Source organism: Exiguobacterium sp. BRG2 (assembly GCF_031844245.1).
GTDB lineage: Bacteria > Bacillota > Bacilli > Exiguobacteriales > Exiguobacteriaceae > Exiguobacterium_A.
Map to the genome: position 1 here is coordinate 134080 of NZ_JAUZUW010000004.1, position 23711 is coordinate 157790.

A 23711-nucleotide genomic window follows, 5' to 3' on the forward strand; every position below is an offset into this window, starting at 1 on the left:
GTCCTCCACGACATTTGATCACTTTTCATGACCGATTTCACTTGTAATCCATTCCATTTGCCCTGAAGCAACAACGATGTTACTCGTCTCTTTAGTAATGATTAAATGATCACCTTTAGTTACTTCTAGTGACTCATCATCAGTTTGAAGAATTCCTCCCCCTTCGATAATCGTCATTAATGAAAAGTGAGCTCTTTTTGGGTACACATATCCTGGATTTACGCGATGATGATAAACATCAAACTCGGGTGATTGAACAAGCGTACGAATCATTCCCGCATGAACTAACTGTTCAGATGGCTGTGCAAGTACAGGAACATCAGGAACCGTTGTAACAGCAAGTGCTTTCTCTAAATGAAGTTCTCGCTTGTTCCCCTTATCATCTGTTCGATCAAAGTCGTATACACGATACGTAGTGTCACAAGATTGTTGCGTCTCAAGAATCATGATTCCTTTGCCAATTGCGTGAATCGTTCCACTTTCAACAAAAACAAAATCACCTTTCTTAACAGGTTGTCTTTTTAGCAAATCAGACCATTTTTCGTTGGCAACGGCAACTTCTAGTTCTGCTTTAGTCTGAGCAGTGTGTCCAAGAATGAGTTCAGATCCTGGAGTGGCATCAAGTACATACCAGCACTCCGTCTTACCAAATCGTTCTCCTTCTAAACTGTACGCCTGTTCGTCATTCGGATGAACTTGTACAGACAAATCATCTGTAGCATCCAGTATTTTAACGAGTAGAGGGAATGTTTCATGATTAAAATCACCAAACAGTTCTTGACGATGGTTTGCCCAAAGTTCAGATAAGGTATGACCCGAATAGGGACCATTGTTAATTGTATTTTCGCCATTTTGATGCGCCGAAATTCCCCAGCATTCACCAATCGTACCGTGAGGAATTTCATAATCAAACTCTTCTTTAAGTCGTTGACTTCCCCAAATACGTTCTTGAAAAATGGGTTCTAATTTTAATATCATGACTTCTCCTTATGTGCAATAAATTAGTGAGTTTTTACTTCGTAGTTCCAAGCGTGCTGTATAATATCATCTAATGAATATTTAGGGGTCCAGCCTAGCGCCTCTTGTATCTTTTTAGAGCTAGCTATTAATCTCGCCGGATCACCTTCACGTCGAAGACCTATTTCAACGTGAGCTAGGTTGCCCGTTATTTTTTCAGCAGTTTGAATGATTTCTTTGACGGAATAACCTTGACCGTTGCCTAAGTTATACGTTTCATTTGTGACTGTAGTATCTAAAAGCGCTTCTAACGCTAAAATATGAGCATCAGTCAAATCACAAACGTGAATATAGTCTCGAATACAGGTTCCGTCAGGTGTATCATAATCTTGACCATAGACAGTTATTTGATCTCTTCTTCCATTCAAATGTTGTAATACGATTGGAATAAGATGTGTTTCAGGATTATGATTTTCTCCAATTGTCTGATCGGGATGAGATCCTGCGGCATTGAAATACCTTAAGGTTACATAGTTCAATCCATTTGCTTTATGTAAATCAGCTAGTATTTGCTCAACCATCAATTTTGAATGACCGTAAGGGTTAATGGGTTGAACAGATGTGCTTTCCGTAATAATTGATTCTTCGACTAGTCCGTACGTCGCTGCTGTAGAGGAAAACACGAATTTTTTAATTTGATAAGCATCCATTGTAGATAATAAATTCAAGGTAGCGCTCACGTTATTTAAATAGTATTTGATTGGATTAACAACTGATTCTCCGACGAGACTATTTGCTGCAAAATGCATGACTGCCGAAACAGTATACTCATTAAAAATTTCTTTTAAAGTATTTGTATCTCCTAGTTCACCTTTAATAAAAATTGCCCGTGAATCCACAGCAAAACGAAATCCTGTTGATAAATTATCTAACACGATTACTTTTTTATTTTTGTTTAAAAGTTCCTTTACTACATGACTTCCAATATAACCTGCACCACCAACTACAAGTATCATCATTTCACCTCATCAAGTTTTTTTTGTAAATCATTCATTAAACTATCAATTTCATTACCAATGGACCTAAGTTGAATTAATTCATTCAATTGATTTATAGTCTCTTTACTAATATTTAATAATAAAAGTTCATTTATTGTTAACACTTTGCAATGATTTGATTTTTTTAGTTTATTGATAGTAGCTTGATCCTCATTAAAAGATGCTCTATTTACTAGAATTATTCTACTTTCCCCACATAAGGCTTCACCAACTGTACTCCACCCCGGTTTAGTAATAGTAAAATCAGAAACTGCCACATAATTTTGTGTTTCAATATAGTCTTTTGGTATTTTATGTACGTTTGGATGACTGATATCTACGTGCGAAGATACAATAAATTTACAATTTTCGGTAGACCATAAAGGTGATTTATTACTTAATTGATGACTGTGATCTACTCTCATACCAAGCCCGTAGAAAATAACGGTATCTTTAGACGATATGTTTAGATCTGCTCTAATTCTTTCTACTTCTCTCACATTAATTTTTCGTGAGAAAAAATTATATGTTTTACTTGCGTTAACGCTACCTTCTAGTTGGAAGTAATACGTCATTTTCTTATACGCATCTTTCATTACTTCAAGTTTTGATTCTTCAATTATATTTCCATAGACTTCACTCCATAAGAAGTTTGATATTCCTATGCTTACAATATTTAATTCATTAGCAGCTTCGATGGCAATTGAATAGATATCTGTTATAACACATGAAATTTGATTATGTTTTAAAAAATTTATTTCTTTTTTTATTTTTTGAGGGCGAAAATATAAATATTCTTCATACATTTTCTTCATTTTTTCAGAATCTAATTCTAGAGTATCTAAATTCAAGATGTATCCAACATCTGTCGGTATAACGCGGAGAGTCACCCGATTGTCATCGAAGGAATTTATTAATAACTCAGTAGCAAAGCTATGGCAGATGGTAATCATTATCTCCGAATTCCTTTTCAATAATTCTCGAATGATTGCAATGCTACGTGTAGCATGCCCGTATCCATAATCTGAAATATAATAGGCAATCTTCATTTATTTCCTCCAAATAAAAACAGGAGAGAAGTGTATATTCTCTCCACAAACAAGCGGTTAATAAATAACGCGAGACTCGGATTGATTGAAGCAAGAAAGAACATCTGACCATTTATAATGGATACGTACAAAGTCCTCTTCTGTAATCTCAAGACCTGTCTGCACCTCAATAAACTCTAATTCAGAAAGTGCATAAATACCGTGCTCTTTACCGGCTGGTAAGTGAACGATATCTCCTGCCTTAACTCGAGTAATACGCCCGTCTACTGCTAAATCTCCTTCGCCTCGTACAATCGTCCATACTTCATCTCTCAAGATATGTCGATGATACGAAGAATTACGTCCAGCATAGATACAAATACGTTTCGTGACCATTTCCTTTTGTTCATCGTATTTTGCATAATCTAGAGTGCGCGTCCACCCCCACATACGCTCTTCATACATTGGTGGGTGATCATATTGTCCGATGTAATCTTTGATTTTCGGACTAGCTTCTTTTTCAGACACTAAAATCCCATCCGGGCTAGCTGCAATAACTAGATTTTTTACTCCAATCACGGTTACAGGAATATCTAGTTCATTTATAAGGTGAGTATTTGTACTATCTTCTGAAATAATACCTTTACCGATTTGAGATGTTGCCATCTCTTCCGTTAGCGTATTCCAAGTCCCAAGATCTTTCCAGTAGCCATCGTAAGGAACTGCGATAATATTAGTAGTTTTTTCGACTACAGCGTAATCAAAACTAATTTTAGGTAGTGTTACATACATGTCTAGTAGTTCTTGATAACTTAAAGGTAGGTTATTTTCTTCAAGTGTTTTCAGTAAATAGCCTAAACGAAAAGCAAATACGCCACAATTCCAAAGAGCTCCAGATTCAATCAACTCAGCTGCCTCTTCTTCAGAAGGTTTTTCTGTGAACTTTTGAACTTGGATATGATTATTAGATATAGTTGAACCCTTCATAGGCACCATATAACCGTATTTTGAAGAAGGATAAGTTGGTTTTACACCCATCAATGCTAAATCAGCATCAGTTGCAATTAACATCTTCTCTAATACTTTAACCTTTTCAAAAAATTGATCATCTACATAAGGATCGACTGGTAAAACAACTACTACTTCATTTTTATCTACATTTTGTACAGAGTATAAATAACTTGCGGCAAGGGCGATTGCAGGATATGTATCACGACGCTCGGGTTCAATGATTAATGGAACATTCTCACCAATTTGAGCATGAATCATATCCCGTTGCATTTTAGAAGTCGCAACCATCACATCATTTGATAAGCCTGTAGATTCAAGTTGTCCCCAGACACGCTGAACCATTGACTGTTCCTGTAATTTTTGGCTTCCAAGTACTTTCAAAAATTGTTTTGATCGAGTATCGTTCGAAAGAGGCCACAGTCGTTTACCAGACCCTCCCGACAGTAGAACAAGTTTCATTTAGTGTTTCCTACTTTCAAAATTATTTATTCAAAATCATATTGAGTGTATCTTTATATTTATTGAGTGAGATTTCTTTTTTTAGATTTTTATCAAGATAAGAGCGTCCACGCATTCCCATTTCAATGCGCTCTTGATCTGTCAAATTATACATCAACATTATATTTTCAATAAAATGATCATAGTCTTGCGGTTCAGATACAAAACCAGCATTACTGTTTGAAATTAAAAGTTCAGCTTCACTACCTTGCTCGAGCACACCTAATATAGGTTTTCCAGCCGCCATAACACCATAAATTTTACTAGGAACAGATACACCTTTGATTCCTTTTTGATTCACGACGAGATGTGCATCTGCTACATTTAGTGAGTATTTTATAAAATCTTTTGGTTGATATGGTAAAAAAGTAACATTTTTTAATTCTTGCTTAGATACATACTCTTGCATCTTCATTTTAGAAGCACCTTCACCGATATATAAAAAATGAATATCAGGAATAGATTTCATCTTTGTCGCAATTTTGATTAAATTTTCTAAATCATAAAACAAACCTAAATTACCTGAATACATAATAATAAATTTATTTTCCAAATTATATTTTCTTAAAAATTTACTTACTTCTATATTCTCTTTTGATAATGGTATTATTTGATTTTCATCTGTCCAGTTATTAATTACGCTATGACTAATTTTATGGTTAACTCCAAAGCGCTTTTCTAATGTTTTCTTCATGTCGTTGCCTACAATTATCACATGGTCTGAGTAAGAACAATTTATTTTATCTAATATTTTCGCAATATTATGTGAAATTCCATCTGTGTAATTAACAGCAGCTGCTTGTTCTGGATTGAAATCTTGAATATTATAAACATGTTTAGAAGATTTTATTTTTTTTCCAATTGTTCCTATCAAACCACCTATTATTGGAGGCTGTGAAATCGTATAAATTAAATCAACATTTTTTTCTTTTAAAAGAACAAAGTTAGCTAAAATAAAATAATTTATAATATACTTTGCTCTACTGATTTTAGAGTTCTTATTAACTTTGGGCAAACGAATTCGAATAATTTTTAACCCATTCCATTGCTCTTCTTCGAATATATTTTTTGATCTTCCCTTGTAAGTTTCATTACTATATCCAGGCTGTGCTGCGATAACTGTAATATTAAAATCATTTTTTAAATGCATACAAAGTTCAGTCATAAGCTGCCCTGTTGATGCGTAATCGGGATAAAAATAATTAATGACAAAAACCAAATTTTTCTTCATACTATTATCTTCTCTTTTCAGGAATAGATTTAATTACTTCGGCTGGATTGCCGGCATAGATATAATCAGATTTCAAACTATCAACAACATTACTTCTAGCACTTACAATTACGTTATTTTCAATAATAGTACCGGGATGAATAAAACAATCAGCTGCAATCCATACATTATCTTTTATAACAATTGGTTTAGTAATTAAATCAAAACTTTGTTTTCTAATATCATGACTACCTGTACAAAGATAAGTTTTTTGTGAAATCACTGAATTTTTCCCAATATAAATATTATCTAAGCTGTAAAAATAAGTGTCATCTCCTACCCATGAATTATCATCAATTTCCACTTTCCAAGGATAATGAAATCTCGCTGAAGATCTTATTTTTACATTCTTTCCTATTTTTGCACCAAAAAGAATAAGAATCATTCTTCTATATCTATACATATTATGAATAGATAATCTAAACAATGTTGATTGTATTAACCACCAAATCAATACAATTATTTTCGCCCTTCCGATTTGATAATTTTCTTGATTATACTGTTCTAAATTCATAAAATCTCCCCTTCTATTTTTAGAAATTGTTTACATATATAAAAAAATCTGACCATGTTTTAATGTTAACGTTCTCTTTTTTATCAATATTCTTATTAACTATTTTTTTTGAATATATTTCTATTATATGATTTGCCCAGTCTTCTGATGAGAATTTGTCAATGAATTTTACTCCTTCATAATCATTGAGAATTTCCTGAGAGAACAACTCATTTGAAGCTAAAATTTGTTTCTTGTACATTTTTGCTTCTAGAAGTGGCAAACCAAATGTTTCTATATAACTTGGAAATAATACTGCTTTTGAATTATTATAATAATAATCAACTTCTTCTTTATTTAGCATTCCTGTAAATTTAATTCTAGATTGTACTCCTGATTCTTTTGATTTTTTCGCCACATTTGAATTGTCATCCAAAGTAAATACAATTTTAATTCGTTTATATATCGAATAATTTGTTACTTTTATTTTTTTTAAAGCTTGTATAATTACATTGTGATTTTTATATACATAGTTCATTGCTGGATAGAATAAAAAATTACTAGTTTCATGATCATTTTTTTCTACTTCAATGGAATTCAATTTTACTTGAGGAAGATCCGGGAAAAAAACATGAATTTTGTTTTTATTAACTTTTAGTTTTTTTGAAACAGACTTTTTTAGCCATTCACTTTGAACAACAAATTCTGTATTACTGTTTATCCATTTTTTAATAAAAAATGGATAAACATATTTATAAAACCATAACTTTCGCTCTTCCTTATTAATTATATTCCATTTATAAGTGACAAATGGAATCGGCGTGTGCAAATATATAATTTGCTTAACTTCTTTGTTATAGTTAACACCGGTATTTTGTAACGATATAATTTTATCTGGATTAATTTTATTTTTTTCAGACCATGATTTCATACCGAAAAAATCCCAGTATAATCTATCTTTCCACTTTTTTGCTTTAACTTCTATTACTACTAAATTTTCATCATTAATATCGTTGATATCTTGAATTTCCTTTTTATCAGCAACAAATAAATAATAACAAATATTATTAACATTACTTTTTTTCATGTTATTTATAAATTGTAATAATATTGTTTTACTTCCTCCAACGGTACATGAAGTGGCATTAACAAAAATTTTTTTCAATTTTATCTTCCTTTACTTTTAATAAAATATTATATGATTTTAAATCAAATATTAATTGCATGATATTTATTAACATAATATGTTGTCGATAAAATTGTAATACAAACTAAATTACTAATATTAAACAAGGAATTTTCAAAAAAACCTATAAATAAATACACAGTAAATAGTGATAAAAAATAATTTTTTATTTTATCAGCTACTTTAATTCGAAAAGTTGACCATAAAGTATTTACACTCAATATTAATAAAATAATTAGAGCTACTACTCCATTTTGATACATAATGTAAATATATCCATTATCAATTAAAACAAGATCCAGTGAATCTAGTTGCGAATTTAAATATGATCCCACACCAGTTAATATTTTATTTTCAAATAGTAGCTGATTTAGAGCTTGATTCCAGAGATAAAGTCTATCACTTAATAGTATGTTTAATTCTTCATAGGACATATTTAGTACTTGATTTATATAGAGAGGAATAGCAGCAATACAAAGAGCATATATAGTTAATTTTTTATAAAAGGTATTTAGATACTTTCTATAAAAAATTATTACTTGTAAAATAATTAGACTGTAAAGTGGTGTTCTAGAGTTTGTTAAATACAATATGTAGATTAATATTACAATTATAAATAAATGTAATAATTTATTTGTAATTGATATTTTCTTTGTTCTTAAAACATAATTTAGTTGAAAAAACGCAATTGCAATAAAACACATGCTACCTAAAATATTAGGATGATAAAAAAATAATTTTAATCTCGTTTCAAAGGTAGTTACTCTTGCTCCGTAGCTAACAATATGTCCATCTGGACTTATAAGAAAAGCAATACCAATTCCTAACAATATTGAGTATATTAACAAAAAATTGTGAGTAATTAATCCTATCTTGTTTATGATATGAGGTAATATAAAAAAAACAATTATAAATAATACAAACAATGAGATAATTTTAAATAATGAGTTGATTTGATAGTTCGAGAACAGTGTAGTGACTGTTAAAGTTATAAACATTAAATAGTACAATATAACACTTACTTTATTGAAAGAAGTATTCTTCTCTTTCATGTTTTTTTTATCAATTAGATATGAAATTATCCCAATTATTACAATTAACGCTATTCCTAGATATCGAATTTTATTAATCCACTCTAATTCGTAATAAGAAATTACAAATAAAAAATAGAATAAAAACAATACAATTTTATAAGTCATTTTATTCATAATATTCTCCCATAATTTTATAAACATTAATCTTATTAAGGTAGAACTGAGCAAATGTTAAAGAGAATCTGGTAAACATATAAATAACAAAAACCCATCCAGCGCCTAACAATCCTGCATTTTCAACAAGATAAAAACCAGATAAAACTGTGACAGCAAAACATACAATCATTATCTTTAATTGATTTTTATATATTTTCATAGCGTATAGATATGTATTGTAAAAACTAGAAAAATACCAAAATGAACATCCAAACATAATTATTACCAATAATTTTTCAACTTTTAAATTCGAAATATTGAACAATATTGATAATACAAATGATCCAAAGAAGTATGAAATTATTATTCCCAAAATACTTAAAATGCTTGCAAAAATATTAATTTTTTTGATCATTTTATAAAAATTATCAAATTCTTTACTTTCTATATATCTACTTAATCTTGGTAAAAAAGTTATACATATAGAATCAATTAATACTCCTCCTGCAATCATTAGATAAGAAATTATAGTGTAAAAACCTAATTCAGTATTGGTTAAAAAATATTGTGATAAATATCTTGGAATGTTTACATTTATTAAATCGAAAGTTCCAGCAATACCTAGAGGAAAACTAATTATAATAATCTTTTTGTACTTATCAATATTTTTTTTGATATCACTTTTATATAACACTGTTTTATTTAAATCGATTGCTAATATAGTCAACCAAGTGATATTTAAAACAAATAGAGCAATAATAACACTATTAGAAATGATATAAGATATAGCAAAAGTAATCGACGAAAAAATACCTTTTAGTATTTTTGACTTACCAACTAAATTAATATTATGATCTCTTTGAAAGTAACCATAAATTAAATCGTTTAAGCTCTCAATTATTTTAGAGAAAAATATCAAAACTATAATCAAATATGTTTCTCTGTTAAAATTTAATAAGAAAAGTGATATTATTAAAAATAATAATGATCCTACCAAAAAAACAATCCTTATTTTAAATAATGAAGAAAAGTTTAGTTCGTGTTTTTGATCACTTGAAATTATTAAATTTAGTTGCATATTTGTAATTTTAATTATAGGTGCAGTTACGGCAAGCGCAAATCCATATTTTCCTACATCGTCATAATCTCCACCATAACTTAGCAACATTAAAATAACAAATTGTGACATTGTATATATTATGTTACCCATAAATGACCAAGTGAGCATTTTTTTCACTAGAGTCTAACTCTCCTTCTATATACGTAGAAAATATTGGTTAGAATGAGAGTATTTGATTTTTCAAATACTCTCATTTATTTAATCGAACATCTTAACTTTATGTTGCTCATTTTTAACTTTTTCTGTATCATAATCTACCATAATTTTTACTAATTGCTCAAAAGATGTTTTAGTTGGATTCCATCCTAAAACACGCTTTGCTTTTTCTGGTGTACCTAAAAGTTGTTCTACTTCTGCAGGACGGAAGAACTTAGGATCTACAGATACGATTAATTCTTTCGTTGCTTTATTATATCCTTTTTCCTCTACGCCCGTTCCAGCCCACTCTACGTCAATACCTGTATGCTTAAATGCAAGCTCAACAAACTCGCGAACCGTATGCATTTCACCGGTCGCAATAACGAAGTCTTCTGGTTTATCATGTTGTAACATTAACCACATACATTCAACGTAGTCTTTCGCATATCCCCAGTCACGTAATGAATCGAGGTTACCCAGTTTCAACTCTTTTTGTTTCCCTTGCGCAATGCGTGCGGCTGCTAGTGAAATTTTACGAGTAACAAATGTTTCACCACGGCGTTCTGATTCGTGATTGAAGAGAATACCGTTTACAGCAAACATGTTATACGATTCACGGTAGTTTTTTGTGATCCAGAAACCATACATCTTAGCGACACCGTATGGCGAACGTGGATAGAATGGTGTTGTCTCCGATTGTGGAACTTCTTGAACTTTTCCGTAAAGTTCTGAAGTTGATGCTTGATAGATTCGTGTCTTTTCAGTGAGACCAAGGATTTTAACAGCTTCTAAAATCCGTAATGTTCCCACAGCATCAACGTCAGCTGTATATTCTGGTACATCAAATGATACACGGACATGCGATTGTGCTGCTAGGTTGTAAATTTCATCTGGTTTAATTTCACTGATCAATCGTATGACGTTCGATGTATCTGTAATATCTCCATAATGAAGGTGGAAGTTCTCATTGTTATACATTGATTCCGCCTCATTCTCGCTCATGACGTCTTCCAATCGTTCTTGGTTATAAGACGAGCTACGACGAATAACACCGTGCACTTCATAGTCCATTCCGAGTAAAAATTCTGCTAAGTACGATCCGTCTTGACCTGTAACACCTGTAATTAATGCTTTTTTCATGTTTCTCGCTCCTCGAATTAAACTTTTTCTAGTTTATCTGTGTTATTTAAGAACCAATCATATGCTTTGCGAATTCCATCTTCTAACTCTACCTTTGCTTTCCAGCCCAGTTGATTAATTTTCGTCGTATCAACTAATTTACGAGGTGTTCCATCTGGCTTTGTCGCATCAAATTTCAACTCACCTTCGAAGCCAACCACACGTTGCACCGTTTCAGCAAGTTCTTTAATTGATACGTCTTGTCCTACTCCAATGTTTATGATTTCATCTTCATTATATTGGTTCATTAAATATACGCAGGCATCTGCTAAGTCATCTGAATAGAGGAATTCACGCTTAGGCGTACCTGTTCCCCATACTTCAACTGACGATTGGTTCGATAATTTTGCTTCATGGAACTTCCGAATCAAAGCTGGCATAACGTGAGAAGATTGAAGATCAAAATTATCGTTTTCACCGTACAGGTTTGTCGGCATCGCTGAAATGTAATTTGTTCCATACTGTTTATTGTAGGATTGACACATTTTGATTCCAGCAATCTTCGCTAATGCGTAAGCATCATTTGTCGGTTCAAGTGGACCAGTCAATAAATACTCTTCTTTTAATGGTTGCGGTGCTAATTTAGGATAGATACAAGTACTACCTAGGAACAATAGTTTTTCAACCTGATTTCGATACGAAGCGTCAATCACGTTCGTTTGAATCATTAAATTGTCGCGGATGAAGTCCGCTGGGAATTCATTATTTGCAACGATTCCTCCTACTTTAGCAGCTGCAACGAAGACAAATTCAGGTTTTTCTTCTTTAAAGAAACGGTCCACTTGTTCTTTATCGCGTAAATCAAGCTCTTTGCTAGTCCGTACGACTAAGTTCGTATAACCATCTTTTATCAATTTCCGGTGAATAGCAGAACCAACTAAACCACGATGTCCTGCTATATAAATTTTTGATTTTAAATCCACAGTTAATATGCTCCCGTCTTAAAAATCACACTTTTTATCGTCAATAATATAATTTTTACATCTAATAAAAATGAACAATTATCTATATAGTAAAGTTCCATACTCTTTCTTTCTGGGTAACCCACATTACTTCTTCCGTTTGCTTGCCAATATCCTGTTATACCAGGCTTTGTAGATAAAAATTTAATTTTATCTAATCCATACTCAATTTCTAGCTCTTCGTCAACTATAGGTCTTGGACCTACTATTGACATGTCACCTTTTAAAACATTATAAAACTGCGGAATTTCATCAATACTGTATTTTCTTATTAATGCACCAAGCTTAGTAATTCTGGGATCTTCATGAGACTCTAGTTTGTAATTATTATCTACGTATTTTTTGTAAAGAACTTCATTATCTTTTAATTTTTGTTCTGCATTTGCAACCATAGATCTAAATTTATACATTTTAAATCTTCTTCCTTTAAACCCATATCTATACTGACCAAAAAATACATTATGATTAGGTTCTTTCGTTTTTATTAATACGAATAACACTAAAAATATAGGAGAACATAATACTAAAAATATTAATGATAATATGATATCCAATGTTCTTTTTGCAACTCTATATAAAATACTTTTCGTCGAGGAAACATCCGGCTTCTCAATCGTGACTTGATTAATCACAGCAGCATCATTTATTTCAGAAGCTAGTAAAGTTACCCCAACCTCTTCTTCACTACTATTCAATTTTTCATTATTCAAAGAGCTTCCTCCTTACTTTACTTTATTTTATTGTCATACTTTCCGATTCAAACTCTTTAATAACATCTAATAAAATTTCGTATACTTCATCTTTTAAGTCGTCTCTATTTAATGCAAATTCAAGAGTTGTACGAATAAATCCTAGCTTTTCTCCAACGTCATATCTTTTGCCATCGAATTCATAAGCAAATACACGTTGCATCTCATTTAGTCTCGTAATAGCATCAGTTAATTGAATTTCTCCACCAGATCCAACATTCTGTGTTTCTAAATACTTAAAAATTTCTGGAGTAAGAAGATATCTTCCTAAAATCGCTAAGTTAGAAGGCGCAGTTCCTGAAGCGGGCTTTTCAACGAACGATTTTACTTTATGTAACTGTGGTGAAATGCTTGTGCTTGGATCAACGATGCCATAACGATTAGTATCTTTTTCAGGTACTGGTTGTACACCTATAATTGAACTATTTGTAATTTCATATTGCTCAATCAATTGTCGTGTACATGGGATATCAGCTTGAACGATATCATCTCCTAACATAACAACGAATGGTTCGTTACCAATAAAGGCTTTTGCTTGTAAAATCGCATCACCTAACCCTTTAGGTTTTGATTGACGAATAAAATGGATATTAATTTTTGTGGTTTCTTCGACTAAATAGAGCAATTCTGATTTGTTTTTTGAAATTAAATTTGCTTCAAGTTCAGGTACTGAATCAAAATGATCTTCAATTGCACGTTTTCCTTTACCTGTAATAATCAAGATATCTTCAATTCCAGACTCAATTGCTTCTTCAATAATGTATTGAATAGTCGGTTTATCAACTATTGGTAACATTTCTTTAGGCATCGCTTTAGTAGCTGGTAAAAATCGTGTTCCAAGTCCCGCTGCCGGGATAACAGCTTTTTTTACTTTTATCATCATCATTCTCCATTCAATAATTTTTAATGAAATATATAACTAAAGTTCCATTCTTTATGTAAATTAAGATAACACATAAAAGATGGGTTTTTCTATATTGTTTTCCATAATTTCATAATGTAAGCGTTACCACAGAAAAAAGAGAGTGCTATTTCACTCTCTTTCCCTTACCTTAACAAAAAATGTTATACCCATTGACCTTTCCAATTCTTTTCAATTGGGTTTGGAGGGTTAATCGTAATTAGCTGATTCAATAAAACTGCTTCATTGTTTTCATAAATTTCATCAATCAACCAGTCTTCTAATTTCTTTTCCAACACTCGTTCACATTGCTTCCAATAAAAAGGACGCTTTTCTATATGGTGTGCATCACTAGCGATGAGATGTGCTTGTGCATTTTCTAGTAACGCAATGGCGAAGCGCTGTACATCCTTACCGTACTTTCCAACTAAACTAGCACATGTGACTTGACTGATCGCACCATTCGAAATCAATTCAAATAATAGGGACGGATTTTGAATAATTGCCTTGTTCTTTTCTGGATGCGCAACAATCGGAATGTAGCCATCTGAAATCAATTCAGCGAATACTTGGCGCGCGTATGATGGAATCCCACTCGACGGAAACTCAATCAAGATGTAGCGCGACTCATTCAACGTTAACGCTTGCCCTGCTTCTATAGCTTCCATCAACTCACCAATCAAACGAATCTCATGTCCTGGATAGACAGTGATTGGAATATCACGTTGTTTCAATAACACGTTGAATTCATTCACTGTCAATTGTACGTCGACGTCTTCTGTCTCGAATTGCGGATGATAGAGATGTGGTGTCGCGATGATCCGTGACACCCCCTCGGCAGCAGCTTGTTCTGCTAACTGTAACGCGTGCTCGACACTAGACGGACCGTCATCGACGAGCGGCAAAATATGACAATGAATATCAACCATGTGAATGTCCCTCACTCATAAGAATAGTAGTATTGATATGCTGAATCATCTGTCAGTTCACGACGGTTCAAGACGACGCCAAGGATTTTTGCCTCAGCGAGATCGAGTTGTTCTTTCGCTTTTAAGACACGTTGACGATCGGACGTCGTACAGCCGACGACGAGTACGACACCATCTGTGAGCTTAGATGTAATCCGACTATCTGCCACTTGCAGCAATGGTGGTGCATCAAAGATAATCACATCAAAGTCTGCTCGTAGTTGTGATACAAGGTGCTCCATCGCGCGTGACGATAATAACTCTGCTGGATTCGGTGGAATTGGACCTGCTGTTAAAATCGATAAGTTATCGACTTTTGTCGGTAAAATGGCTTTTTCTTTTTCTGCTTGACGTGTCAAAAGACTCGATAGACCTAAACCATTCGCAACTTTAAACGTATAGTGTACCGTTGGGCGACGCATATCCGTATCGATAATCAAGACTTTTTTTCCTTGTTGCGCGTAAGCAACTGCAAGATTCGATGAAGTCGTTGACTTTCCCTCACCTTGCGTAGCAGATGTAACAAGAATTGCCTGAATCTCACGATCGACAGCCATGAATTCAATATTCGTTCGAATCGTCCGATATTGTTCAGCTACAGGCGATTTCGGTTGTGTTACCGTAATCAACTTCCGTGCGTCTTTATTCATTTTACTTTTCTTAGCCATATTGTTTGACCGCCTCTCGTTTGGCTGCTTTTGATGAAGATTTGAATACTTTACTATCGATATCTGGAATGCTACCAAGAACCGGTAGGTCAAGGATTTGTTGGACTTGTTCTTCTGTGCGAATTCGGCGATCGAGTACCTCACGTAAGAAGGCGAGACCGACACCTAATAAGAAACCTACCACTGCAGCAATCGCTGTATTTAAGATGATGTTCGGACTTACCGGTGATGTTGGAATACCCGAAACCGATAACACTTTGACGTTATCGACGTTCATCAACTTCGGAATATCTTCACTAAATACGTTTGCAACAGAGTTTGCAATGTCTGAAGCGAGTGCTGCATCTTTACTTTGAACAGACACGTTAATGACCTGCGAGTTCTGTTCACTTTCGACCGTGATCATATTATTAAGTGCAGATACACTTGACGGAGCATTCGAGACTTCTTTTTGAACCTTTTCTAAGATCGCTGGACTTTTAATGATGACACGATATGTATTTACGAGCGTCACCGATGACTGGACTTGTTGTGCATCAATGATGTTGTTTTCTTGTTTCTTCGGTGTAACTAATATTTGCGTATCAGCCTGGTAAGTCGGTTTAATTACGAAACTACTGACGGCAAACGAAATTAAGGCTGCTACAATCGTCAATGCCAAGATACGCCAAAACGATTTACGTAAAATTGAAAATAATTCCTGCAAGCTAATCGTTTCATTCATAGTTTAATTATTCTCCTTTATTTGTCTAATTCAACGTTTTCTAACACAACTAAAAGTTAGTATAACAAATTTTTGGGAAATGGTTGATGTTTTTTTAGGAAATGTCATACGTTTTTTGAAAAACATTGCGTATAATAAAATATGAATTGTTCCAATTTTACATTCATTCCTGCAATCAGACATAGGAGGATTTTTTATGCACCGCTCGCTTCAGGCCTTACAATTTTATACCTCTCACTCTGCTGAGGATATTTCTCGGCTGCACGAACGGATCCGTTCAAGTCTCGCTTCGACGGAATCCCTGACCGATACGATGATTCGCATCACAGGTCAACCGCCACTCATTCCCTATGAAGAAGATACGGTGACTGCGGCGGAATGGGAAGCATTTCTCAGTGGAAAACATCATCCCGTTCTCGCTGATTTTTACGGCACGCTCGTTGCCCGTCCGCTGCTGGACGAAGATGGTCCGCTTCCAGATGAAGAGGAAGAAGTAATTCCGACACTCTCACGAAGTCATCGGGAGCCCGAATCAAAACGTCGTAAAAAAGAGAAGGATATTCCACATGCTGGTGCTAAAAAACCAGTTCCATGGGGCTGGATTGTACTATTGATTCTTTGCTTCTTACTTGGTGCCGGTGGAACATACGTCTACTCGACATACTTCGCTCATTCGGCAGATACGACACCTAAAGCAACAGTCGAAAAACCGGTTACCGTCGAGAAAGCAAAGGAACAAAAACTCAAAGCAACAGAAACTGCTTCTCCTGTCGATGATGTACTGTATGTCAAAACACGTTCGAGCAATATCTATCAAGAAGAATCGATGACGACGTTACTCTACGAAGCTGACTTTGGAGACGGATACCGAATTGTTGAGAAGAAAGACGGAATCACAGAAGTGGAACTATCCGATGACTTAACAGGATTCATTAAAACATCTGATACAACGAAACGTTTGGAAGGTGAACCACTCGCTGACGAAACACTCCTAACTTGGGTGAACGATCAACTCGATACAAGCTTCGTTACAGGTACACTCATTGACCTTATCGGTAAAACAAGTACAGAGTTGAATAATCTTTATGGACCAGCTGATCGGACATTCGAAGATGAATTACACGATTATGTATTTTATGGTGATCATTTCTTCGTTTTAAAAGATGACCGCGTCGTTGCAATTGATTGGACGAACACAGATATCACAAACGCTCAACTCGCTTCGCTTGCTCCGCTTCAACTCGAAACGGAAACAACGGGACTCATCACGAGTAACTCGTATCGACTGCAACGCTTTGAAAAAGAAGGTACGGTTAGTCGCATTCGTTTAGCTGAACAATCGTTCTAAACGAAAAGCACCAAATCCTCGTGGATTCGGTGCTTTTTATCATTCCATATCAAGTGAATAGCGCAATGCTGTCTGTGTTTCTTTTAGTGAATCGTCTGTGGGATGCCAGTAATAAATTCCATCACTCTCTTTTCCACCCGTTCCCTCAAGCTTCAAATTCTTTTGGTTACGGAAGGCATCCATATAATCAAAGGCAAGCGTCCGCATCGGTTTGAACGAAACGTTCGTTTGTGCGTTCTTCCCGACGACGTCCATGATCGCATTGAAGTTACTAATCGACACATCTGAAGATAATTTACCTACTACTTGCTCGATGACTTGACGTTGACGCATTTGACGACCGAAGTCACCACGTGGATCTTCGTAACGCATCCGCGTGTATTTAAGAGCATCTGCTCCTGTTAAATTGATTTTCCCAACAGAAAAATGTGTACCAGCACTCGTAAAGTCTAAATCATTATAAACCGTTACACCGCCGACTGCGTCAACTAGCGACGTGAATCCTTCCATGTTGATTTCTGCGTAATAGTTAATCGGGATATCGAGGAATTTCTCGACTGTCTTGATTGCCATCTCTGGTCCGCCGAATGAATAGGCATGATTGATCTTATCGTTTGTTCCCTTACCAACGATATCAACCTTCGTATCCCGAGGAATACTGATCAAACGACTTTCATTTCGTGTCGGATTCAGTGTCATGACCATGATTGAGTCACTGCGTCCTCGTTCTCCTGGTCGTTGATCGACACCGAGTAATAGAACCGAGACCGGCTTTTGATCTTCGACGACTTTATCTCCCGTGTTCTTGACTGGCGACTGAATTTTTTTGACCGTCTGGTCGACTTGATAGTATGTATAGCCGATGAATCCACCGACACCGACGACGAGGACAAGTGCAATCAATAGCATGATCTTCAGTGGCGTCCAGCGTTTTTTCACCTTACGTTTTTTCTTTACTCGTTCCAACTGCGTCCATTCCCTTCTGTGTTTTGCTTCTCATTAGTATCGGTTATGCATGAAAAAACTTATAGTCCGAGTATAACGAAATTCGAGAGTGATTTGTCAATAACGGGAAAAGATGAAAAAAAGAGCCTATCGTTCAGATAAGCTCTCTCGTTCATTAGAGTGACGTTTGACTAGCTACTTTATAGGTTTTCTTCTCATAATCATAGTTCAGAATGACGAGTTTACGTTGTGTTGTCGAAGTCGGAAATACGTACGTTTTCGAGAGCGCTTTGATTCCGAGTCCATAATCCAGTTCTTGTTTCGATTGAATCGATGTCCAGTCAATAGAGTCCACTCCTGTCCACTCACCAAGACCAGTTCCAGATAATACTGCATCCAATTGTTTCTCCGTCATTCCCGTCTTGATTTTCTTTCCTTTTAGCAGTTTCATCTTACTTTCACGCGCACCTGAGTAACTGTCAACACGAAACAGATCTAACGACTTTCCTGTCAGACGATAAACCGAACTGTTCTTTTTCGTCATGAACTGGAAAATAGACATATTCGTGAAGTTCTTTTCATCAGAGAACGTGTATGCCGTTGTTTTTCGACCTTGTGAAACGGTTGTATACTCTGCTTTTTTCTTTAGTACCGTCGAACCACTTTTTTTCGTCAGTTGTTTCTTATAGTCTTTTCCATAGATGACTTTTGCTGCTTGCTCGATTGTCATCCCCGCTTTTAATGCTGTGTAACGGTCAGTGACTTTCGTTTCGTCTTTCGTCGCTGCAGAGGCTGCTCCTCCAAATAAAGTCGTTCCTGCGATTACTGTTGCTACTGTAACTTTCGTAAATGTCATTTTCATCTTCCTATCCCCTTTTTTAGAATGTCTCGTGATTTTCAATAACGTAGGTTTTCTTTTTCGTGTCATAGATGAAAAAGATGTATTGCCATTTGTTTGTCGCTGTCGGAAAAACGTATGATTTCGTATGAATGATCGTTGCTTTTCCTGCTTTGACTTCTTTTTTTCGAAGGACGGATGTCGTATCGACGTGACCAAGTGTTCCAAATGCCCCGAGCCCTTTCCCTGTCAATATTCGATCGACTTGTTGTTCCGTCATTCCGTTTTTGATCTTCGCGCCCTTGATCAGTTTGTGATCACTCGTCCGGAATCCGGCTGCCGTGTCACGCTTGAACTCCATTTGTTTCATCGTCAGCCGATACTTTGTCCCACCTGTCTCTGTCATGAACATCAGGACACCGATTGCTGACGGGAATTCCACTTTTCGATTCACAAGATCATAGAGAAGGACGTTCCGATCCCATTCCTCCATCTCGATTTCTGTGTTCAATCGTAAGACTTGTGAACCGTTTTTCACCTTCAACTGCTTTTTGTACGCCTTGCCATAGAGGATTTTGGCGACTTGTTCCACTGTCATCCCCGGTTTTAAAGCACGATATTGTTTTGTCGCGATCGTCTCAGCTTTCGTTGCCGCACCCGCCGTTACTGGATTGAGGCAAACTATTGCGATCAGTACTATGAGAAGCCATCGTTTGACGTTCCACTTCTGCATCCATTTCACTCACTTTCTGTTGCACGTGCTTTAGTTCTTCGTCTTAATCGTCCGCATGTCACTGATTTCGTAGGTTTTCGCTTGTTCGTTATACGTCAACTTGACATGTTTCCACTTGTTCGTCGTCGATTTAAAGACGTATTCCTTGATCCGAGACACTTCAGCAAATCCTCGTTTTTGTTCATCTAGCGTATAAGCAGACGCTGTATCCATATGACCGAGCATCGTCCAGTTGCCAAGACCCTTACCCGTCAATTTCGCATCCATCTCTTTTTCCGTCATCCCGTTCTGAAGCGTGGCACCTTTGACGAGCAATCGTGTACTTTCGCGATACCCTGTCTTCGTCTTCCGTTCGATGAACAAGCCTTTCGTCACCAAGCGATACTTCGTACTCTTCTGTTTCGTCATGAATTGTAAGACTAGTTCAGTCGGGGGATGTGTTGTTGTCGAATCGGAGAGGACGTGGATTAATTGCTTATGTCCTTCTTCATCCCCTTCGAAGTTGATTGGAAGTTTAAGAACAGTCGATCCGTTTCTTTTCTTAAAGTGTTTCTGATACGACTTGCCATACAGAACTTGCGCCACTTGTTGCATCGTCATTCCATTTTTCAAGCCCTTGTACTGTGACGTCGCAAGCGTTTCTGCTTTCGTTGCTGCCGAGACCGTTCCACTGCCAAGCAATACGATTGCCATCAGACAAATGAGACTCGACTTGATCCACTTCTGCATCCATTTCACTCACTTTCTGTTGTACTTGCTTTAGTCTTTTGTCTTAATCGTCCGCATATCACTAATCTTGTAAATTTTCGCTTGTTCGTCATACATCAACTCGACATATTTCCATTTGTTATTCATCACTTTAAAGACGTACTGTTTCACTTGAAAGTCTACAGAATAGCCATTTTTTTGCTCTGCTTTCGTATACGCGCTCGTCGTATCGAATCGACCGAGCATCGTCCAGTTACCAAGACCTTTTCCCGTCAATTTCGCATCCAGCTGTTTTTCGGTCATCCCCTTCTTGAGTGTCGCACCTTTGACGAGCGTCCGTGTACTCTCTCGGTAAGTCGTCTGAGTTTTTCGCTCGATGAACAATACTTTCGTCGTTAATCGATAACTTGTACTCTTTTGCTTCGTCATGAACTGCAACATCAATCGGACCGGCGAAGATTGTTTGGTTTCGTCTTCCATCGTTTGGATCAATTGCTTGTGCCCGTCACTGTTATCTTCGACGTTGATCGGCAGTTTCAAGACGGTCGAGCCTTTTCTTGTCTTGAGTTGTTGCTTGTACGATTTACCGTAAAGTATTTTTGCTACTTGTTCGACTGTCATCCCTGTCTTTAAGCCTTTATATCGTTTCGTTGCAAGGGCTTCTGTTTTCGTTGCTGCGAATACTGTTCCTGGAACAAACAAACCAAGCAGTAATACCAAACAAAGTGACAATATCATAATGCGTTTCATATCTGTTTCCTACTCTCCTCGATGACTCCATGAATCATCCTTATTCATTTTTCGTATTTCAATGAAATCCCGATTTCTGTATCAACCTCATATCGCTTTTTCTGCTTGTTATAGCACAAGGCGACGACCTGCATCTTTTTCGAATGCGATCGATGGAATTGATAAATCTTATAGCGTCCCGTTTTCATCGGACTTTTTTTGATGACGTACGAAACGTTCCAACTCCAATACATTGACACCTGTCCAAGCTTTTTGCCGGACACCAGTTGGTCGAGTTGTTTCTCCGTCATCCCGTGGCGTAATGACGCCGGCTTCATGAGTGTCCGGCTATTTTCATACAACCCATTCTCCGTATCACCTTGGTAGTACAGCGCTTTTTGTGTCAGGTAATATGTCTTCTGATACTGTTTCGTACTAAATTCAAGAAGTGTTGTGGTTGGAAGGTTTTTAGAGGGACGATCCAGTACGTATCCGAGGGACCGATAACCTTGTTCGTTACCGGTCGTGCCCGGTTTTTTCGTAAAGACGACTCTCCCATCTTTTTTCTTGATGTACTTTCGGTACTCTTTTCCGTACATCGTCTTCGCGACTTCCGTCAGCGTCATGCCGAATTTGAGTGTTTTGTACGCTTGCTTGATTTGCAGTGCTTCTTTTGACGCTGCTTGTCCTTCGAGTGTCCCACTGAAACAGAGGACACCGATGAGGAAGACACATAGAATACGTTTCATCGTTTCACCTACTTTCCTTATTTCACGAGCTGAACGGCACGATCGGCATTCAAGCGACCGTATCCGTACGTCGTGTCACGACCTTTTTTGCCGAGGTCCTTCGCTGACTTGCGGAGGATCGATTCGACGTCCGTCACCTTGATGCTCGGCTTCAAGCTATAGAGGACACTCGCGACGCCTGCGACATGCGGTGTCGCCATCGACGTGCCACTCCAGAAGATCGACTCGCCGTCTTGTAGGTAACTCGCGATGTCTTGCCCCGGTGCGACGAGATCAAGCCCCTCACCATAGTTCGAGAACGAAGCCCGTTTATCCGATCGGTTTGTCGCCCCGACCGAAAAGGCATATTTCGATCGTGCCGGATAGGACAGTTTCGACGCCCCTTCGTTTCCGGTCGCCGCCGCGACGAAGATCCCTTTCTTGCGCGCTTCCGCCAAGGCATCTTCAATCGCGAGGGAAACACCGCCACCACCAAGACTCAAGTTGATGACTTTCGCCTTTTGTTTCACAGCGAACAGGATGCCTTTGGCGATATTCGAGTTCGACGCATAGTTATTGCGCGAGATGACTTTAATCGGAATGATGCTCGCCCGGTCGTTGATCCCCGTCATCCCGTAACCATTGTTTGATGCTGCGGCAATCACACCGGCAACATGTGTCCCGTGACCGTGATCGTCATAAGCGAGCTGACGTTTATGAACAAAATCGTAGCCGAGATCCATCCGGACGCGTCCAGCGAAATCCGCATAGGTCGGATTGATGCCCGTGTCGACGACCGCCACGCGAACGGTCGAACGTGATTTGTTGGCGATCCGCTTGACCATCGCGTGATAACCGATGTCCGCTCCCTTAACGCCTCCACGCTGTCCGGTGTTTTTTAATGCCCACTGGACGGACTGGAAGGGATCGGTACTGAGTAACCTCATCGGTTGATCGAGTTCGACGTACCGAACGCCCTTCGTTTGTTCAAGTTGGCGTTTGGCTGCTACGGCTTGAATGAAGCTGTTGTAGGAGAACTTCTCGAGTCGTAGCGTACTGTCGATCGTTTCATGATGAGCGGCGCGCGACGTCTGTGATAACGTACTCGCTTTCGTCGCGCCGTTTAGACGGACGACGAGACTCGTCGCTTGTCCGGTTGCCGTTGATTTGGTTGCGTATTCCCGGATTGGTTCGAGCCGTTCGAGTTTATAGGGAATCGTGAACGCCTTATTCTTCGCTCCCGTCACTTCGATGTATTGTCGCCCACTCCACGTCAGTGGGAAAAAGAGTGTCTTTTTACTGTTCGCATACCGCGCATACGGGTCTTTTTGTTTGTACTCCGTCTGCGACGTATAGACGGTCGCTTTCTTTGAAGCATCGAAGGCGAACTTCAAGTGTGTTCCACCGGCAAGATAGGTTTTGGTATCGAAATAGAACAACGCTTTCCCACTTGCATCGAACTTTCCTTTGATATAGCCTTTTTTCGTTTTTGCTTCGATGGCTGGCACTTTTTTAGCCGTTGTCGCCGCTTCTGTCGTATCCAACGTATATGTACTAAACGCACTCACGAGAAGAGCGCTGACGATGATCTTTTTCATATGAT

Annotated in this window: 24 protein-coding genes; 1 reads left to right on the top strand and 23 read right to left on the bottom strand. The window is 36.8% G+C overall.

Features of this window, described 5'->3' with window-relative positions:
* Positions 1-18 precede the first annotated feature (18 nt).
* From Q9R23_RS07285 to Q9R23_RS07360, 16 genes are all read right to left on the bottom strand, one after another.
* Positions 19-978 carry a type I phosphomannose isomerase catalytic subunit gene (locus tag Q9R23_RS07285; RefSeq protein ID WP_311246716.1) on the bottom strand — a complete coding sequence of 320 codons (960 nt, stop codon included), beginning with the start codon at positions 976-978 and terminating at the stop codon, positions 19-21.
* 23 nt (positions 979-1001) lie between these two features.
* On the bottom strand, positions 1002-1973 hold the full coding sequence (gene galE, locus Q9R23_RS07290) for a UDP-glucose 4-epimerase GalE (RefSeq protein ID WP_311246717.1): 972 nt from the start codon (positions 1971-1973) through the stop codon (positions 1002-1004).
* The gene (locus Q9R23_RS07295; RefSeq protein ID WP_311246718.1) at positions 1973-3043 is read right to left on the bottom strand and encodes a hypothetical protein; all 1071 of its coding nucleotides are present in this window, start codon (positions 3041-3043) and stop codon (positions 1973-1975) included. Before Q9R23_RS07295 ends, galE begins: the two co-directional genes overlap by 1 nt.
* Positions 3044-3100: 57 nt before the next feature.
* Positions 3101-4492, bottom strand: coding sequence for a sugar phosphate nucleotidyltransferase (locus Q9R23_RS07300; RefSeq protein WP_311246719.1), 1392 nt, complete (start codon positions 4490-4492; stop codon positions 3101-3103).
* 22 nt (positions 4493-4514) lie between these two features.
* Complete coding sequence (locus Q9R23_RS07305) at positions 4515-5762, bottom strand: glycosyltransferase family 4 protein (protein WP_311246720.1); 1248 nt, start codon at positions 5760-5762, stop codon at positions 4515-4517.
* Positions 5763-5766: 4 nt separating this feature from the next.
* Entirely contained in the window at positions 5767-6315 is a 549-nt protein-coding gene (locus Q9R23_RS07310; protein WP_311246721.1) for a WcaF family extracellular polysaccharide biosynthesis acetyltransferase, read from the bottom strand.
* Between the two features lie 19 nt (positions 6316-6334).
* Positions 6335-7459 (bottom strand): glycosyltransferase, encoded by a 1125-nt coding sequence (locus Q9R23_RS07315; protein WP_311246722.1) that lies wholly within the window; start codon positions 7457-7459, stop codon positions 6335-6337.
* 44 nt (positions 7460-7503) lie between these two features.
* Positions 7504-8688 (bottom strand): O-antigen ligase family protein, encoded by a 1185-nt coding sequence (locus tag Q9R23_RS07320; protein ID WP_311246723.1) that lies wholly within the window; start codon positions 8686-8688, stop codon positions 7504-7506.
* Positions 8681-9898, bottom strand: a complete 1218-nt coding sequence (locus Q9R23_RS07325) for an oligosaccharide flippase family protein (protein WP_311246791.1) — start codon at positions 9896-9898, stop codon at positions 8681-8683. Before Q9R23_RS07325 ends, Q9R23_RS07320 begins: the two co-directional genes overlap by 8 nt.
* Positions 9899-9988: 90 nt before the next feature.
* Positions 9989-11068, bottom strand: coding sequence for a GDP-mannose 4,6-dehydratase (gene gmd / locus Q9R23_RS07330; RefSeq protein ID WP_311246724.1), 1080 nt, complete (start codon positions 11066-11068; stop codon positions 9989-9991).
* A gap of 17 nt (positions 11069-11085) precedes the next feature.
* Positions 11086-12030, bottom strand: a complete 945-nt coding sequence (fcl, locus tag Q9R23_RS07335; protein WP_311246725.1) for a GDP-L-fucose synthase — start codon at positions 12028-12030, stop codon at positions 11086-11088.
* A 2-nt stretch (positions 12031-12032) separates the two neighbouring features.
* Entirely contained in the window at positions 12033-12716 is a 684-nt protein-coding gene (locus tag Q9R23_RS07340; RefSeq protein ID WP_396136361.1) for a sugar transferase, read from the bottom strand.
* Between the two features lie 85 nt (positions 12717-12801).
* Positions 12802-13695: a UTP--glucose-1-phosphate uridylyltransferase GalU gene (galU, locus tag Q9R23_RS07345; protein ID WP_311246792.1), complete on the bottom strand. Its 894-nt coding sequence runs from the start codon at positions 13693-13695 to the stop codon at positions 12802-12804.
* A 188-nt stretch (positions 13696-13883) separates the two neighbouring features.
* Positions 13884-14648, bottom strand: coding sequence for a tyrosine-protein phosphatase (locus Q9R23_RS07350; protein WP_311246727.1), 765 nt, complete (start codon positions 14646-14648; stop codon positions 13884-13886).
* An 11-nt stretch (positions 14649-14659) separates the two neighbouring features.
* Positions 14660-15355 carry a CpsD/CapB family tyrosine-protein kinase gene (locus Q9R23_RS07355; RefSeq protein WP_174316649.1) on the bottom strand — a complete coding sequence of 232 codons (696 nt, stop codon included), beginning with the start codon at positions 15353-15355 and terminating at the stop codon, positions 14660-14662.
* Complete coding sequence (locus tag Q9R23_RS07360; RefSeq protein WP_311246728.1) at positions 15348-16079, bottom strand: YveK family protein; 732 nt, start codon at positions 16077-16079, stop codon at positions 15348-15350. Before Q9R23_RS07360 ends, Q9R23_RS07355 begins: the two co-directional genes overlap by 8 nt.
* A gap of 196 nt (positions 16080-16275) precedes the next feature.
* On the opposite strand from Q9R23_RS07360, the gene Q9R23_RS07365 reads away from it, so the two are divergent.
* Positions 16276-17427, top strand: a complete 1152-nt coding sequence (locus Q9R23_RS07365; protein WP_311246729.1) for a hypothetical protein — start codon at positions 16276-16278, stop codon at positions 17425-17427.
* Between the two features lie 39 nt (positions 17428-17466).
* Here the strand turns inward: Q9R23_RS07365 and Q9R23_RS07370 are convergent, their stop codons facing one another.
* From Q9R23_RS07370 to Q9R23_RS07400, 7 genes are all read right to left on the bottom strand, one after another.
* On the bottom strand, positions 17467-18393 hold the full coding sequence (locus Q9R23_RS07370) for an LCP family glycopolymer transferase (protein WP_311246730.1): 927 nt from the start codon (positions 18391-18393) through the stop codon (positions 17467-17469).
* A gap of 154 nt (positions 18394-18547) precedes the next feature.
* Entirely contained in the window at positions 18548-19234 is a 687-nt protein-coding gene (locus tag Q9R23_RS07375; RefSeq protein WP_311246731.1) for a hypothetical protein, read from the bottom strand.
* Between the two features lie 16 nt (positions 19235-19250).
* The gene (locus Q9R23_RS07380) at positions 19251-19943 is read right to left on the bottom strand and encodes a hypothetical protein (protein WP_311246732.1); all 693 of its coding nucleotides are present in this window, start codon (positions 19941-19943) and stop codon (positions 19251-19253) included.
* A gap of 30 nt (positions 19944-19973) precedes the next feature.
* Entirely contained in the window at positions 19974-20672 is a 699-nt protein-coding gene (locus Q9R23_RS07385) for a hypothetical protein (RefSeq protein ID WP_311246733.1), read from the bottom strand.
* A 30-nt stretch (positions 20673-20702) separates the two neighbouring features.
* Positions 20703-21401 carry a hypothetical protein gene (locus Q9R23_RS07390; protein WP_311246734.1) on the bottom strand — a complete coding sequence of 233 codons (699 nt, stop codon included), beginning with the start codon at positions 21399-21401 and terminating at the stop codon, positions 20703-20705.
* A gap of 44 nt (positions 21402-21445) precedes the next feature.
* The gene (locus tag Q9R23_RS07395) at positions 21446-22129 is read right to left on the bottom strand and encodes a hypothetical protein (RefSeq protein WP_311246735.1); all 684 of its coding nucleotides are present in this window, start codon (positions 22127-22129) and stop codon (positions 21446-21448) included.
* A 17-nt stretch (positions 22130-22146) separates the two neighbouring features.
* Positions 22147-23706: a S8 family peptidase gene (locus tag Q9R23_RS07400; protein WP_311246736.1), complete on the bottom strand. Its 1560-nt coding sequence runs from the start codon at positions 23704-23706 to the stop codon at positions 22147-22149.
* Between the last annotated feature and the right edge of the window lie 5 nt (positions 23707-23711).

Bases quoted from the DNA above. Each gene is read 5' to 3' on its own strand.
- Q9R23_RS07295 (WP_311246718.1), bottom strand. From the start codon at position 3,043: ATGAAGATTGCCTATTATATTTCAGATTATGGATACGGGCATGCTACA.
- Q9R23_RS07390 (WP_311246734.1), bottom strand. From the start codon at position 21,401: ATGAAACGCATTATGATATTGTCACTTTGTTTGGTATTACTGCTTGGT.
- Q9R23_RS07285 (WP_311246716.1), bottom strand. From the start codon at position 978: ATGATATTAAAATTAGAACCCATTTTTCAAGAACGTATTTGGGGAAGT.
- Q9R23_RS07320 (WP_311246723.1), bottom strand. From the start codon at position 8,688: ATGAATAAAATGACTTATAAAATTGTATTGTTTTTATTCTATTTTTTA.
- Q9R23_RS07395 (WP_311246735.1), bottom strand. From the start codon at position 22,129: ATGAAACGTATTCTATGTGTCTTCCTCATCGGTGTCCTCTGTTTCAGT.
- Q9R23_RS07400 (WP_311246736.1), bottom strand. From the start codon at position 23,706: ATGAAAAAGATCATCGTCAGCGCTCTTCTCGTGAGTGCGTTTAGTACA.
- gmd (WP_311246724.1), bottom strand. From the start codon at position 11,068: ATGAAAAAAGCATTAATTACAGGTGTTACAGGTCAAGACGGATCGTAC.
- Q9R23_RS07380 (WP_311246732.1), bottom strand. From the start codon at position 19,943: ATGCAGAAGTGGAACGTCAAACGATGGCTTCTCATAGTACTGATCGCA.
- Q9R23_RS07300 (WP_311246719.1), bottom strand. From the start codon at position 4,492: ATGAAACTTGTTCTACTGTCGGGAGGGTCTGGTAAACGACTGTGGCCT.
- Q9R23_RS07310 (WP_311246721.1), bottom strand. From the start codon at position 6,315: ATGAATTTAGAACAGTATAATCAAGAAAATTATCAAATCGGAAGGGCG.
- Q9R23_RS07305 (WP_311246720.1), bottom strand. From the start codon at position 5,762: ATGAAGAAAAATTTGGTTTTTGTCATTAATTATTTTTATCCCGATTAC.
- Q9R23_RS07385 (WP_311246733.1), bottom strand. From the start codon at position 20,672: ATGCAGAAGTGGATCAAGTCGAGTCTCATTTGTCTGATGGCAATCGTA.
- Q9R23_RS07375 (WP_311246731.1), bottom strand. From the start codon at position 19,234: ATGAAAATGACATTTACGAAAGTTACAGTAGCAACAGTAATCGCAGGA.
- Q9R23_RS07355 (WP_174316649.1), bottom strand. From the start codon at position 15,355: ATGGCTAAGAAAAGTAAAATGAATAAAGACGCACGGAAGTTGATTACG.
- Q9R23_RS07350 (WP_311246727.1), bottom strand. From the start codon at position 14,648: ATGGTTGATATTCATTGTCATATTTTGCCGCTCGTCGATGACGGTCCG.
- galE (WP_311246717.1), bottom strand. From the start codon at position 1,973: ATGATACTTGTAGTTGGTGGTGCAGGTTATATTGGAAGTCATGTAGTA.
- Q9R23_RS07365 (WP_311246729.1), top strand. From the start codon at position 16,276: ATGCACCGCTCGCTTCAGGCCTTACAATTTTATACCTCTCACTCTGCT.
- Q9R23_RS07325 (WP_311246791.1), bottom strand. From the start codon at position 9,898: ATGCTCACTTGGTCATTTATGGGTAACATAATATATACAATGTCACAA.
- Q9R23_RS07360 (WP_311246728.1), bottom strand. From the start codon at position 16,079: ATGAATGAAACGATTAGCTTGCAGGAATTATTTTCAATTTTACGTAAA.